This is a genomic window from Amycolatopsis sp. NPDC059657 (assembly GCF_042734395.1).
Classification (GTDB): Bacteria; Actinomycetota; Actinomycetes; order Mycobacteriales; family Pseudonocardiaceae; genus Amycolatopsis.
This window is the reverse complement of sequence record NZ_JBHWEB010000002.1, coordinates 147,170-161,821: the sequence shown is the minus strand read 5'-3', so window position 1 is coordinate 161,821 and position 14,652 is coordinate 147,170. Positions and strand designations below refer to the sequence as shown.

Sequence of the window (14,652 nt, the reverse complement as noted above, 5' to 3'; positions counted from 1 at the left end):
GGCTCATTGTCCCAACGGTGGATAGCGCTTCTCCCAGCGCTGCCGCTCGGTGTCGCCGTCGCCGAAGGCCCCCCAGTGCGCGAAGTGCCAGTACGCGTCCTCGGCCATGTTGTGCACCAGGCCAAGGCCTTCCAGCGAATCGACCCAGGCCGACGGCAGCTCCGGCATGCCGAGGTGCGCGCCCAGCAACGCGCCGACCAGCGCGCAGACGATCGGCGACTGGTGCATCGTGAGTGTCAACGCGGTGCGCGCGTCGTAGTCGCGTCTCGCGGCCGCGAGCAGGGCACGGGCCAGCACGGATGACGGCGAACGGCCGTCGCCGAGCGCGTCGAGCTGCGCCTCGTCGGCCGTTCGGTCGGCCCGCAGGTCCACAATGGACTTAGCGACGGCGTCGCCCTTCTCCGCGATCTCTTCCAGCTTGATGTGGAAGGGATACGAGAAGTCGCGCTTCTCCAGCAGCTCGTGCAGGACCTTGGCGAGCAGCAGGACGCTGTCGGCGAGATCGGGGCCTGCCGCCGACCCGATCAGCTCGCGGGCCACCTCCGGCACGATCGGGAAGTTGGTCGTCAGCCGGTCGCCGCCCGCGGTCGCCGCGGCCAGCGCGGTGGTCAGCAGGCTGGCGAACTCCTGTGGGGCCGGCGGGGTTTCACCGGCGGCGATCGCGAGCCAGCTGTCCTGGCGAGCGGGTGGCAGCGATGCGGGGATCGGGTCACCGCGGTGGTAGTTCGCGTCGAAGCCGAGCATGACGGATTCGGTCTGCGCCAGCAGCTGCCTGGTCAGACCTCCCCAGCGCAGCGGGCCGTCGTCGGGGAACCGGCCTGCCTCGGCGGCCAGCCCGAGCGCCTCGCCGAGCGCGAAGCCGACGAACGCGCCGATCAGCTTGTCGCTGCGGACGCCGTACTTCATGCCGTTGTTGTGACGGCAGTACTTGCCGAACGCCCACGGCTCCGCGAAGAAGCTGCCGTCGGCCTCGTAGTGCTCGATCAGGCCGTTGGCGCGCAGGTCATCCGGCCAGGTCACCGGCTTGCCCTCGCGCCGGTTGGCCCAGTTCCGTGCGCAGATCGCGTAACCACGCGCGTAGGCCATCAGCTCGGTCAGCGTGAACTCGAAGCCGTACTGCTTGGCTTCCTTGGCGTGCTTGGTGACGTACTCGATCGGGTTGGTGCCGTACTCCTCGCGCAGCTTCGTGCAGTGTTCGACGAACCGCGGATCCACGATCGGCGCGAACTCGTCGACCGCCGGCCGTTCCGGGCCGGAGATCTCGCCGAACCCCGCGGCGTCGACGACGGCTTTCAGCAACGGGCTGCCGTTGTTGAGCACCAGCCCGCGCTCGGGGAACTCGCGACGAAGCGCTTTCACCTGGACACGACGCCAGCTGGTGATCTGCTCTGGCAGTTTCGACCACGACGTGAACGCCAGGATGTGGCCGGTCGTCGAGAGCCACAAGCCGCTGTCCTGTTGCGGCACAACGAGGACCTCGACCTCGGGCAGCAGTTTGGCGAACTGCTCGTCACTCACCCAGCCGCGCGACCGATACGCGAGCAGCCGTTCCGCGGCCGTGCGCAGGGCCGGGAAGCCGTGCCACATCGGGCCGGTCACGTAGTCCGGGTTCTCGCGGCGCGGCCCGTTGGGCAGCCGGTCCAGCGAGATCTGCTCCCAGTGCAGGATCGCGCGCACGGGCGCCTGCCCGAAGGTGGCGGCGTCCCATTCGGAGTCGACGACCGGGAATTCGTCGTAAATCGGCTCAGTCACGGGGGTACCGGCGCTTCCACTCGTCGGGCTTGCGGAACAGCGACGAACCACGGTCGAAGTGGAAGTACGCGTCCGACGCGAGGTTTTCGATGACGTCACGCAGCTCGAGCTGCTCGACCCAGCGCTGCGGCAGGCCGGGGACACCCGTCCGCGCACCCAGCAGCGCGCCGGCGAGCGCGCCGGTCAGCGCGGTGCGGCCGTCGTGCAGCACCGAGCGGCGGAACGCGCGTTCGGGGTCGTTCTCGAACCCCGCGATCGCCGCGAAGGTCCGGCCCAGCACGGAAACCGTGCTCCGGCCGTCGCCGACCGCGTTCGGGTGAGCGAGCGCCGGCAACCCGGTCGGGCCGTATCGCGGCAGCGTCTGGTCGGTCATCGCGCGGAGTTCGTGCCACGCGGGGTCGAGCACGTCGCGGCCGACGAGCCAGATCGGGAAGCTGAACGTGTCCTTCGTCAGCACTTCCTGGAACACGTGCGCCAGATACGCGGCGCCGTCGAGATCGGCCTGCTCGTGGTGGGTCAGCCCGGCGATCGCCTTCGCGGCGCCGCGGGGATTTCCGGTCAGGTCGTCGCCGCGGGTCAACGCTGCAGGCAGCGCCGCGAGGAGCGCGCCAGCGCCGGTCAACGGCAGCGTCGCGGTGCCCGTCGCGAACGCGCGGATGGCCGCGAACTCGGCGGGATCCGGGTCACGCTGGTCGAACAGCCTGCTGATCTTCACGAGCCAGCCGTCGGCCTTGGGGAACGGAATGCCTTGGGTGTGCAGCCAGCGCAACAGTCCATTACGGACCGATCGTGGCAGCTTGGTCAGCTGCTTCGGGTCTTCGCGGTGCGGGCTGCGCATCGCGCCTTCGGTCATGAACAGCAGCTGCTGCGTCAGCGGGCCGATCCGTTTCGGGGCGAGCGGCTCCTTGATCTCCTCGGGAGCCAGGCCTTGGGTTTGCAGGCCGAGCGACTCCCCGATCGCGAAACCGACGTACGCGCCGACGATCCGGTGCCAGCCGTAGCGGAATCCTGGTCCGGCCTCGGGGTGGAACTTGCCGAAGTTCTCGACGCGGCGGACCGCCCTGCCCTCTTCGTCGAAGTCGAAGCGGATGCCCACTTCACGCCAGTTGACGAGCTTGCCTTCGTAAGGCTGCTCAAGGCGTTTGATCCACGAAGCGGCTTGGACGATCTTGCGCGTTTCCGAAACGGTCAGCTCGTAACCGCGCTCGCGCGCCTGCTCGGCTTCGCGCAGCGGCAGGTCGACGGGAGACGGCAAACCGATCTGCTGCGCGGTTTCCTGCGCGAGCTGGGTGAGCAGTGGATCGGCTTCCGCGCAGTAACCGGTCGCGTTGACCCGCTCGGCGCGGCGCGGGAAGCGGGCGAGGATGTCCGTGAGCTCGGCGAAACTGACTTTGTTTCCCGTGAAACCAGGTCCGGCGTTGATCACCAGGTTCGGCTTGTTCGGGTCTTCGGCCAGCGTCGCCGGGTCGATGCGCCAGTAGCCGTGCGCGTTCGACGGCAGCCGTTTTGTCGACGTGTAGACCTGGAACTCGCTGGTCTCGGGGTTCCAGTTGGTCGGCGGGATCTTGCCGGTGCTCTGGTCGAGGTCGATGAAGACCTCGCATTCGACCAACCCGATCAGGAAGCGCTCGCGGTCGAGCCAGCCGCCGTTGTGGAACTGCAGCAGCGTCTCGAGCTGGTTGTCCGGCGGAACGTGGCCGCGTCGCTTCGGGCCGACGGTGTACTTCTCGTTGAAGCGCTCGCTGACCTTCTTGCCGGTAGCGTCGACGGTTTCCCAGCCTGCGATCGCGGCTTCGGAAACCCCGAGCCTGCCGAGATTGGCCGCGGAGTACTCGGGATCGACGATCTCGCGTTCCGCCTGCTGCCCCGGCATGGTCGCCGGGATGCTGAGCCCACCGGGGTGCGGATGCGAGATCCGCAGCTCACCGCTCGGCTCACGGACGATCAGCGACGGCGGCGGGAAGATCTGCTTCTCGGTGCGGCCCTCGTCGAGATAGGCGATGTTGTTGTACGGCACCACCCAGCCCTCGGGGATGCGGATCACCTTGTCGCGCTCGGCGCGGACCAGGCCAGGGCCGTGAACGGCGGTGAGCCATTCCTCGACCTTCGCGACCGCCTCAGCCGGTTCCACTTACTCAGTCCCCTCGATACTGCCGTCCGCCAAATGCTCGGTGATCGTCTTCGGCAGCACGTAGGCCACCGCCCCACCGGGCATGTTCGCCCACGGGATGGTGATGCCGGTGATCACGTACAGCGGGCGCTGGAGCCGGTAGACGCGCTCCACACGCTCCCGTTCCAGCGGAAGGGAGGTCGTCGCGAACCGTACTCCAGGGTGATGCACGAGGTTCCCGGATTCCTCCCCGAACCGCACGACCGTGGTGCCCGCCACCAGCTGGAGCAGGCGTTTGTTGCGCAGCAGTGTCAACGGCGGCTCGCCGTCGACGGCTTGGACGGGCCAGTCGCCGAGTTCCTTCGCGGTCTCCAGCGGGGTCTCGTGACCCGCTGTCATCCGAGCCGGGTGCAGGAGCAACGCGCCGAGGAGATGCTGCGCGGCGTCCTCGACTCCCTCGAAGTACCTCGGCGAGACGGCAGCACCGCCCGCGTAGCGCGCGACCTCCCAGCCGTGCTGGGTGAAGTTGAGGCACCAGGTGTCGTCGGCGCGGGCGCCGAGCCGGTACGCCTCCGGCCAGACACCGTGCTCGCCGAGCCTGCGCACCAGGACCGCGAGCACTTCCTCGTCCTCGAGCCGCGGGTCGGGCAGGGTTTCGAGCTCGCTCGCGACGTCACCGTCGGTCTTCGCCAGCTCGCCCCGGCTCGGCTTCGGCCGCGGCTTGCCGAGCAGGTCGGCCTCGGCGGTGCGGCGGACGAGTTGCTCGACGTACGGCGGCTGGTACTTCTGCTCGCGGATGTGCGCGACCAGCTCTGGATCGGGCGGCGTGCCGTACTTGCGCAGGTAGTGCGGCACGGACGCGTGCCAGATCCAGGTGCCGTCGGTCTGGTAGCTCTCCGGGACGGGCTCGCCGTCCGGCGCGAAGATGTCGGGGCCGGGCTCCGGGCCGGTGAGCACGGACGGCTCCCGCTCCAGGTAGGCCAGCAGATGCGGGATCTCTTCCGGCGACAGCGCCGGCCTGTCGACGACCGGCGGTTCACCTTCTTTGTAGGCGTCGACGATCCGCGCGTGCCGGAAGACGACGCCGAGCGGCAGCCGGGCCTTGAGCCGCCACCAGCCGGGGATGTGCTCGGGCTCGCGCGGGAACGCGGTGAGCTCCTCGGTGTACATCCCCGGATCGGGCTGGGTGCGCCAGCCCGGTTCGTCGTCGAGGTCGAAGTCGAACGCGAAGGTGCCGTTCGACTCGAGCGTGAGGCTCGCGCCCAGCCAAGCGCCGCGGCCTGGTTCGTACATACCGCGCCGGAGCGCGCCGAGCAGCTCCTCGAGGTTTTCGGGCAGGTCGAAGGTTTTGGTGTCGGCGCGAACGTCCAACTCGGCGTGTTCGCTGATGGTGCGGAAGCCGATCTCGATGCGCGCCCAGCCTTCCGGCGCGGCGTCGCGGACGAGCTTCCCGATGTGCACCAGCAGTTTCCGCTGCTCAGCTGGGGAAAGTGCCTGATTCGTGATGGTCATGATTCTCTGAGTCCAGCTTCCGCCGCCGCGGCCGAGATTCCGGCGCGTATTTGATCGAGCAGTTCAGGCGACGGCGGTTCGCCTTGGTAGGTCAAGGAGAAGGACCACTTGTCCGGCTCCTTGCGGTAGAGGTGCAGCTTCACCGCGTCCTGCAGTGTGACCACACCGAAGTCCTGATCCCAGTCGTCGTCGAGTTTTCCTCGGCGGCTCAGCCCGAAGCGGTCGCGGATGGCCTGGAGCTGCGCTTGGGTGAGCGAGCCGGTGAAGGTCGCGTAGTAGGCGCGCTCCACGGGCGGGCCGGTGCGGACGGGCGGCGGAGGCAACGGCGTCGGCTGCGCCGGAACAGGCGAAAGCCATTCGTCGGCCGGCGTCAGGCCCGCTTCGGTCGCTGCCGCGGTGACCTGGTCACGCCACTGCTGGAGGTGTTCCTCCGGCGGGCGGATGCCCTCGTTCGAGACGCCGAACGTCCAGCGCTCGGTGTCCGCGCGGCTCAGCCAGAGCTGCGGCCGGTAGGCCGGGCCGTGCGGCAGGTAGGTCTCGCCGAACTCGGTGTCTTCGTCGTCGGTGAGGTCACCGTCGTCGCTCAGCCGGAGTTTCTGCTGCAGCGCCTTGAGCCGCGCGCGGTCGAGTGCGCCGGTGAAGGTCAGCCGGAACAGCTGCTTTCGAGGCGGCTTGACGCCCTGCGGGCGTGCGGCCTGCTCGTCGACGGCGAAGCCGGTGGAGAGCACCTCGGCGCTGACTTCGGCCACGGTTTCCGGCGTCGGCGCTTCGCCGAGGAATTCCAGCGCCACTGTCCAACCGCCGCGAAGCGCCCGGTAGACGTTCAGCGACTGGCGGCCCGTCGCGTCGTTGCGGAGGACCTTGAACGCCGGGTCGCGCTCTTGCTTGTCCTCGATCGAACCGTGCGCCATAAGACCGAGGCGCTCACGCAGCGCCTCGAACGGCACGTCCTCGCTGAGCCGAACCTGCCAGGCACGCCGCAGTGCTTCGCCACCGACCAGTGGCGGCGGGGTGGAGCGGTCGCCGAACCAGGCCAGTACCGCGTCGGCTTCGTCCGGCGTGATGAGCACGAGATCTTCGTCGACCCGGTCGGTCAGGTAGTACTTGCTGACCAGGTCGGTCGGGTGCCAGGTGCCGTTCGCGTGGAACACCTCGTCGACATGACCGGACTCGGCGGGGCGGCGGCGGATCAAGCCCGCCGGTCCCCGCTCGTACCCGGTGTCGGCGAGTGCGTAATACGAGATCTCAGTACTTGGCATTCGGGATCTCCTCTACGCCTTCCGGCACCTCGATCAGGTCGAACCACTCCTTCTGGAAGTCGTCCCACGCCTGCCGCTGCTCCGCCGAGATGAGCTGGTTGTTGGCGTGTTCGTACGCGTCGTGCGTCTCGCTCTTCACATACCAGCTCTCCGGCGTGTGGTACTGGACCTCGAACTGCAGGCCCGATGCCGGGTCACGCCAGCGCGTGTTGATGCCTTGATAAGGCTTATCGGGATTCAGCCAGGAGTTCTTGACCTCCACCGGCTCGTACCCGGCTGCCCGCAGCATGGCGTCGGCCTGCTGCGCGCCAGCCGCGTAGTTCGCGGTGTCGAAGCAATAGGTGTAGCGGATGCCGTCTGGCACCTTGCGCAGCACGGCAGCCGGGTCCTGATCCGGGTTCCGCGCCAGGACTTCCGCGACCTTCTGCTTGAGCCGGTCGTCGCCCTTGAGCTCGTACTTCAGGCCTTCGAGCTGCGCGCCGGGGATGGCGGCCTCGATGCTCTTGATGTTCGAGAGCACGCCGTCCTCGCGGTGCGCGGCCTCGGCGAACCGCGGGATGAACGCGTCGACCGTCGCGTTGGTCTCGACGTCGAGCGTCAGGCCCTTCCAGTGCCAGCCGTTGTCGTCGACGACCGGGTCGGCGACCTCTTCCTTCGGCGGGACCGGCGGGGATTCGGGCGCCTCGGTGACGACCGGCGACTCCGGGTCGAGCCGCGGGTGGTCGGACAGGTCGGCCGGCTCGTGAGCCATCCCGTAGCCGCCGTGCTCCGGCGGCGCGTCGAGACCAGCGATCGGCCAGCCACGTTTCGCGCGCTCGGGGTCGTCGAAGCTGTCCTGCCGCGGCTCGCCGTCCAGCCCGAACAACGCGGGCGCGACCTCGCGGCCCAGCTCGCCTTCCCAGCGCTCGACCCAGTCGGCCAGGTGCGGGAACACCTCGTTCATCAACGCCTTGTCGATGAACCGGTACTTCGGGTGGGTGAGCGCCGCGACGCCTTCCGGCGGATCGGTCTCGAACCGCTCGCGGGCGCGCTGGGACATCTCGTCCGAACGGATCTGGATGTCGAAGTCGCTCGGATCGGGATCGAGGCCGAGCTTGTGCATCGAGTCGAACGGCCGCGCCTGCGGGCGGTGCGCGTCCTCGCCGAGCCACTCGCGCATGCGTGCGGAGGCCTCGGGATTCTCCGCGTCGAGCTGCTCCAGCGAAGGCAATTCCTTGCGCTTGTTGGAGAAGAAGTTGACGCCGGAACCCTTGAGCCGCACGTCGGAGGCATCGATCGCGATACCGTCCGCGCGCATCGCCTCGTGCAGGCTCGCCTTGAACTCGTGGAACTGCTCCGGCGTCATGCCCATCGGCGCCGCGCCGGAACGCCAGTTCTCGACCTGCTCTTCGGTGTACCCGAGGAACTCCATGTCACGCGGCTGGAGCCGGTACCCGCTCACGGGATCGGTCGGCCAGGCACGCAGATCCGGCTGGTGCGGCGTGTGGTGTTCGCCGGTCGACAGGTCGAGCCGCCACGCGTCGTCTGTGCTGGAACTGTTCGGCGAACGGCGTTGCATCGGCTCTTCTTCGAGCCCGAAGAGTCGCACGCCGACCTTGCGGCCGAGCTGCTCCTCCCAGTGCTTCGTCCACTCGTCGAGCTCGCGGAACGCGTCGTGGAAGATCTTCTTGTCCACGAAACCGTGCTTGTGCGAGAACTCGCCGGGGCTGCCCTCTGACCGCCAGTGCTGCCTGGCGATCTCGACCATGCGGTCCGAGTGGAACGACACGTCGTAGTCGCTCGGCTTGCCGAGGCCGAGCTTGTTCATCACGTCGAACGGCCTGCGCACCGGGCCTTCGTCGTCACCGAGCCACTCGGCCAGCCGCTGACGGCTTTCCGGGGTGTGCTCGATGTTGTCCATCCGCTTGGTCCAGCCGGAACAGCCACGCACCGCGGACCCGACGATCTGGACGAGCGCGTCCTCCGGCCGGATCCCGAACGGCGCGAGCACATCGGCCAGGCTCGACTGGAAGTCCCGGAACTGCTCCGGCGTCATCCCGAGCGGCGCTTCGCCGTTGCGCCACTGCTCGATCTGGTCGTCGGTCAGGCCGAGGAACTCCATGTCGCGCTCGTTCAGCGGACGGTCGGACTCGGGATCGTGCGGCCATTCCCGCTGGTGGTTGGGCTCGTGCGCACCGTAGGGCGACTCGGGGGTGTGCGAGACGGTCGGCACCGGCCTGCCGTCGGGGCCGATCCGCGACGGGCGGACGTCGTAGGCCGGTTCCTCGCGGGGCTTGGCGAACTCGACCCTCGGATCGGCCGGACGCTGCTGCGAGGCCGGCTGGTCTTCATGCCTTGGAGCCGACTCGGGCCGGACGTCCTCGCGTGGTTTGGCGAACTCGATCCGCGGGTCGGCGGGCCGCTCGGGTGTCGTGTGCTGCGAGGTGGTTTCGTCGCGCGGCTTGGCGAACTCGACGCGGGGATCTTGTCGCGTGGCGGTCAGCGTTTCCTCGCGCGGCGTCGCGTGCCGCGGTTCTTCGCGGGTGACCGCCGGGGCGTCCTCACGGGGCTTCGCGAATTCGGCTCGCGGGTCGGCCGGGCGTGCGTCTTCCCGCGTCGCGGTGGGCGTCTCTTCGCGCGGCTTGGCGAATTCCACCCGTGGGTCGGCTGGTCGTGCGTCTTCGCGCGTGACCGATGGCGCGTCCTCACGCGGTTTCGCGAACTCGATGCGCGGATCCACCGGCCGTGCGGTCTCGGCGGGCCGTGCTTCCTCGCGGGTGACTGCCGGGGCGTCCTCGCGCGGCTTCGCGAATTCCACGCGGGGGTCGGCCGGGCGGGCATCCTCGTGCGTCGTCGTCGTCGTGGTGTCGTCGTGCGACTTCGTGAGGTCGACCTTCGGCTGCTCGGCCGTCTTGTCGTGCGACGGCAGTGCGTCTTCCTTCGGCACGGCGTGCGAGCCGTCCGCCGAAGCCACCGGCTGGTCGTGCGTCTTGCTCGGCGACGCCGCGCCGTTCGAGTGCTCCAGCGAGCCGAACGGCAGCAGGTCGAGCTTGACCGGCGGATGCGGCAGGTTCATCAGCGTCCCGGACTGCGGGTCGATGAACGCCACGCCTTCGTCGGTGTGCACCGCCATCGCGACGTGACCGAACGTCTGGCCGTCCGGTGTCTGGTAGAGCACGCCGACCACCGCGTGCGAGCCGATCGGCTCGTCGCGCATGGTGCGGATGACGCTGTCGTAGTCGCTGTGCGACTGCCATTCCCCGCCGAGCTGCTGCTGGACGTGCTCCAGCGTGCCCTTCGTGGCCATCTCGTGCGGGAGGATCGGCTCGGCGGTCGCGTCGAGGCCGAGCAGCCGCTTGGCGTAGGCGACCACGCCGCGCGTGCAGTTGGTCTGGTAGCCGTCGTTGAACGCGTTCGGGTCGTAGAAATGCGGGTTGACCGCACGCAGTTCGGGGTGGCGCTGCGCGACGTAGTTGGCCGCCTGCTGCTGGTTCGCCGTGCCCGCGTGGATGGCAGGCTCGCTCGGCGGATTGGTCGCCTGTGCCAGCGGCGACCAATCGTGGTGGCCGGTCGCGCCGCCGTCGGCCAGCGCGTCCGCCGAGGTTTCGGCGCCGTAGCCGCCGGGATGTTCGGTGGCCTTGCCGTCGAGCCGGTCGCTGAAGTCGTGTGCCTTCTCGACCGGGGCCGGTGCGTCGGATTCGACGCGGCCACCGAGGCGATCCTGCAGGCCGGACGGTGCTTCGGCCGTCGCGGGCGAGCGGTTCTCGTTGTTGCCGAGAAGTTCCGTGATCCGGTTGGAGCCACCGAGATCGGCCGAGCGCGGCGCGGTGTCCGGCTTGACCGCGGCCGGGTCGTGCGTCGGCAGCACGCTGATGTTCGAGGCGTCGGCAGGCAGCTCGGCGAGCCGGTTGCGCATCGGGTCGACGACCGCGACACCGTGCTCGGTGGTGACCGCCGTGACCATGTGCGTCTGCGGCGGCTGGCCGGACTCGAACGCGATGATCGCGCGTGAGTCGATCGGCTTGCCCGCCATCTCGCCGAGCGCGCTGTGGAAGCTGTCGTGCCCAGCCCAGTCGCCGCCGACCTGCCCGCGGACCATGTCGCGCTGCCAGTGCGGGTCGCCGGGGTGCTCGTTGGCGTTCGCCACGGCGTGCGGGTTGTCGCCGTTGAGCCGCTGTTCCAGCGCCAGCACCGACTCGGCGCTGTTGGTCTTGTGGCCGTTCGCCGCGTCGCCGGTGCCCCAGTGGTTGCGGTTGATGCCCTCGACCTCGGGCAGCCGCTCGTGCAGGAAGCGGACCTGCTGGTGGGTGCTCTGCGCGCTCTCGGCGTGGATGCCGGGCGGGTCGGTCCGGTTGTTGAGCGCCGACCAGCCGGCCTCCGGCTTCTGCAGCGACTGCCGGTAGGCCTCCATCTGCCGGGCGTTTTCGCGGTCCTGCTCGGTTTCGACGTGCGTGGACTGGACGCCCTCCTGGCCGTCCGTGCGGACGGTTTCCAGCCTCGAAGAGACATTGGACGTGCCTTCGGCCGCCGCCGACTGCTCGCGCCGCTCGGCGATCCGCTGCTGCGCCTCTTCCGGAGCGACCCACTTCGGGTGGGTGTGGTCGATCTCCTCGGCGTGGATGATCGTCCGGATGACCTCGCCGTCGGCGTTCTTGATGAATTCCTTCTTGGTCACCAGCAGCTGGGTGCCCGGCTTGTAGAGCACCTCGCGCTCGTTGGCCTTGGCGGCGATCCCGTCGATCTCGCGGCCGGTCTTCGACTTGACCCGCACCTCGACTTCGCCGTCGAACGCGCTGTTCTGGTGGTGCTCGTCCACCTTCGACGAGCTCGCGAAACTGTGCTCGACGGTGACCTGGCCCACCCTGAAGTGGTCGGACGCGAGCTTCGCGGCCGCCTTGTCGCCGTGGAAGTTCATCGTGCGGACGGTCTCGCCCTCATACGGCGGCAGCTCGTTGAGCCCGCTGATGATCGCGCGAGCCTGCGCGACGAGTTCGGCCGTCAGCCTGCCTTCGCGCAACGCGGCGTTGAGGTTCGCGAAGACCTCGTGGTGCGTATAGGTCCGCACGGCGTAGGCGCCGTTGTCGGACATGCTCCCGAACGCGTCGACGCGATTACGGATGTCGATCGCCTGGCGGTAGATCTCCTCGTGGCGGAGTTCCTGGCCGCGCAGGTCCTGTTCCATGTGGGTGTCGCGGATCGACTTGATGTCGTCCGGGTTCTCCGTGTGGAACTTGTCGTTGCCGACGTACGCCTCGTCGGGGTGGATCCGGTCCCGCACCAGGCGCGCGGCATCTTCCGGCGTCCGGTCCGGCCACGGGGGTTCCTCGTCCGTGATCACCTCACGGGTGGTGCCATCGGATTCTTGGTGCTCGGGCTCCTCGTGTTTGGCGTTTTCCGGTTCCTGCCGCGCGGGTTCCTCGTGCCGGGTGGCCTCGGGTTCCTGGCGTGCGGGTTCCTCGTGCCGGGTCTCCGGCTCTTGGCGTGTGGGTTCTTCGTGCTTCGCGGCCGGTTCTTCGTGGCGCGTGACGTTTTCCTCGGCGCGCGGCGGAGCCGCCTGCTCCTCGTGACGCGGAGCGGCAGGCTCGTCCCGACGCTGAGGCGTGGGCTCTTCCACCCGCGGCGGGGTCTGGTGCTGCTGCGGCGGCGCGTCGTGGCGCGTCGGTGCGGGCGGCTCGTTGAGGTCGCCTCGATAGCCAGGGAACGCCGGACCAGGCCGTTGACCTGGCCGTTCGAAAACCGGCGGCGGCATCGGGCCACGCTGCGGCGGCTGCGGCGGCATCGGCCCACGGCCCTGCCCGGGCGGCATCGGCGGACGCGGTTGCTGCGGAGGAGGCGGCGGCTGGAAACCCTGCGGCGGGCGCGGCGGATAACCGCCGGGGCCACGGGGAGGTGGCGGCGGCGGAGGCACCGGACCGCGTTGCGGCGGCATCGGGCGCTGCTGGCGCGGATCCGGCTGGGCGTAGTTGCCACGACGCGGGTCCTGCGGCGGCGGCATCTGCCGAGGGGGCGGCGGTGGCGCCGGCTGACGCGGCGGCATCGGACCGCGCGGCGCGCCGCCTCCGCCCATCGGCGGTGCGGGTGCTTGCGGCGCCTGTGGTGGCGGCGGCGCCTGGTGCTGCTGGAACCCACCCATCGGCTGGATGGCGTTCGGCGGCGGCGGAGTGTTCGAGGCGAGCCCGGCCGCTTGGACGGACTCGTTGTGCTGCTGCCGGTTCCCACCACCGCCGGGACCGAAACCACCGGGCGGCGGCGCCATGCCATAGCCGCCGGAGGCAGGTGCGGGTCCGCCACTGGACGGAGTGTGTTGCGGCGCTGCGCCGTATCCGGGGCTGCTGTTGTGGGAAACGGGCGCGGGCCCGTTCGCAACAGGTGCCGGGCCTTGCCCACCGCTCGAAACCGGGCTGTGCCCACCGGGGCTACCGCCGCTCGAAACCGGAGCAGGCCCACCAGTCGAAGGGCTACTGCCGCCGGAAACCGGCGCGGGACCGCCACTTGACGGGCTGTGCCCACCCGAAACCGGAGCGGGGCTGGAAGCGGGCGCGCCGGTCTGCGCGGGCGCGGGACCCGAGGCGGGCGAGCCGTTCTGGGCAGCGGCAGGCTGCTGCTGCCCACCATCCGGGGCATGCTGAGGCGGCGGACCCGCCGAACGCTGAGCGTCCGGAGCCGGGGCGTCTGCCGGACGTTCGGGCGCCTGCGTCGAAGACTGCGACACCCGGTCCGGCTCGGCACTCCGATGTTGCGGCCCTGACTCGCCTTGCGGCGTTTCGCTGCGCTGCGACGCGGGTTCGGCCGATCGCTGCGACGGCGAATCCCCACTGCGCGAGGGCTCCGAGCTGTGGCTGGACGAATCCGAGCCACGGCTGGGCGAATCACCGCTCCGCGCGGCCGGATCGCCCGTCGAATCCGGGGTTCGGCTCGCTGAGCTTCCGGAATCCGGGGTCCGGCTCGACGAACTGCCGGAATCCGGGGTCCGGCTCGACGAGTCCCCGCCCTGCGAATCGGGCGTCCGGCTCGGCTGGTTGGAATCACCGTTGGCCGTCCGTCCGGCGGGATCCGGCGAGGAATCCGGCCCATCAGGCGAGTTCACATGCGGCGCGTCGGGCGAGTTCACCGACTTGAAGTGGTCCTTCGCCCCGTCGACGCCACCGCCGACCGCGCCGCCGGACGCACCCATCGCGATGTCGCTCAGCTTGAGTTCGCCGAGCTTGCCGGTGACCGCCGCGGTGCCGATCGTCTCGCCAGCGCCTTCGACGGCGCCCTTCACGGCCTGCCCGGCGATGCCGAAGCCGTCCTCACCGCGCATCGCCTTGCTGACACTGCCGGTGCCCGCGCCGATGACCCCGCCGACCGCGCCACTGATGGCGCCGTCCTTGGTCTTGCTCCAGTCCCATTCCTTGCGGTCGCCCTTGGCCATCTGCAGGCCCTGGATCCCGGCGTCCATCCCCACGTTCATGGCGACGTTGACCGCGACCTCTTTGGCGATCTTCTTGAGGCCCTCTTTGAGGAACTTCTCGAGCAGCTCCTTGGCCACCATCTTGAAACCCTGCTGCGCCACCTTCTGCATGAGCTGGCGGAACAGCATCTGGACGGTGACGCGCGTGGCGGCCTGCGCGATCGGGATACCGGCCGTCGAGGTGCCGAAACTCGGCGCGGCCGCCGCGATCATCGCGACGATCTGCGCGGCCAGGATGATCAGTGAGATGATGATCATGTACTTCGTGTACTCGACGTCGAGTGCCGTCTGGTCACACGAGTCGCCGAGTGCCTTCGCGGCGTCGCCCAGTGACTTGAAGTAGGCCTCGTCGCCGTCGACGAACTTCTTCCACTGCTCGCCGAACGCCTGCGCGCTGTCCCCTGTCCAGTTCGCGAGGATGTCCTTGGCCGCGGTCGAGCCCATCTGGGCGACCGGGCTCAGCGCGTCGGACGCCGAATGCCACGCCTTCGCGAGCTCACGCAGCTTGTCTTCGTCACCCTCGGGCCAGCTCTCGCCGACGACGATCGGCAGCAGCCATTTGACCTCGTCGGGCATCTCCATACCCA

At 69.4% G+C, this 14,652-nt stretch carries 5 protein-coding genes; all 5 read right to left on the bottom strand.

Features of this window, described 5'->3' with window-relative positions; translation table 11 throughout:
- Nucleotides 1–3 precede the first annotated feature (3 nt).
- From ACFV15_RS01945 to ACFV15_RS01925, 5 genes are read right to left on the bottom strand one after another with little or no spacing between them, the layout of a single operon-like run.
- The gene (locus ACFV15_RS01945; protein ID WP_378348238.1) at nucleotides 4–1,752 is read right to left on the bottom strand and encodes a hypothetical protein; all 1,749 of its coding nucleotides are present in this window, start codon (nucleotides 1,750–1,752) and stop codon (nucleotides 4–6) included.
- Nucleotides 1,745–3,883: an ADP-ribosylglycohydrolase family protein gene (locus tag ACFV15_RS01940; RefSeq protein ID WP_378348237.1), complete on the bottom strand. Its 2,139-nt coding sequence runs from the start codon at nucleotides 3,881–3,883 to the stop codon at nucleotides 1,745–1,747. Before ACFV15_RS01940 ends, ACFV15_RS01945 begins: the two co-directional genes overlap by 8 nt.
- Nucleotides 3,884–5,374, bottom strand: coding sequence for a TNT domain-containing protein (locus ACFV15_RS01935; protein WP_378348236.1), 1,491 nt, complete (start codon nucleotides 5,372–5,374; stop codon nucleotides 3,884–3,886).
- Nucleotides 5,371–6,633: a hypothetical protein gene (locus tag ACFV15_RS01930; RefSeq protein WP_378348235.1), complete on the bottom strand. Its 1,263-nt coding sequence runs from the start codon at nucleotides 6,631–6,633 to the stop codon at nucleotides 5,371–5,373. The genes ACFV15_RS01935 and ACFV15_RS01930 overlap by 4 nt, the downstream gene beginning before the upstream one ends.
- Nucleotides 6,620–14,647, bottom strand: a complete 8,028-nt coding sequence (locus ACFV15_RS01925) for a toxin glutamine deamidase domain-containing protein (RefSeq protein ID WP_378348286.1) — start codon at nucleotides 14,645–14,647, stop codon at nucleotides 6,620–6,622. Before ACFV15_RS01925 ends, ACFV15_RS01930 begins: the two co-directional genes overlap by 14 nt.
- Nucleotides 14,648–14,652 lie beyond the last annotated feature (5 nt).

Coding starts and splice junctions, on each gene's coding strand:
- ACFV15_RS01935 (WP_378348236.1), bottom strand. CDS start 5,374: ATGACCATCACGAATCAGGCACTTTCCCCAGCTGAGCAGCGGAAACTG.
- ACFV15_RS01930 (WP_378348235.1), bottom strand. CDS start 6,633: ATGCCAAGTACTGAGATCTCGTATTACGCACTCGCCGACACCGGGTAC.
- ACFV15_RS01925 (WP_378348286.1), bottom strand. CDS start 14,647: ATGGAGATGCCCGACGAGGTCAAATGGCTGCTGCCGATCGTCGTCGGC.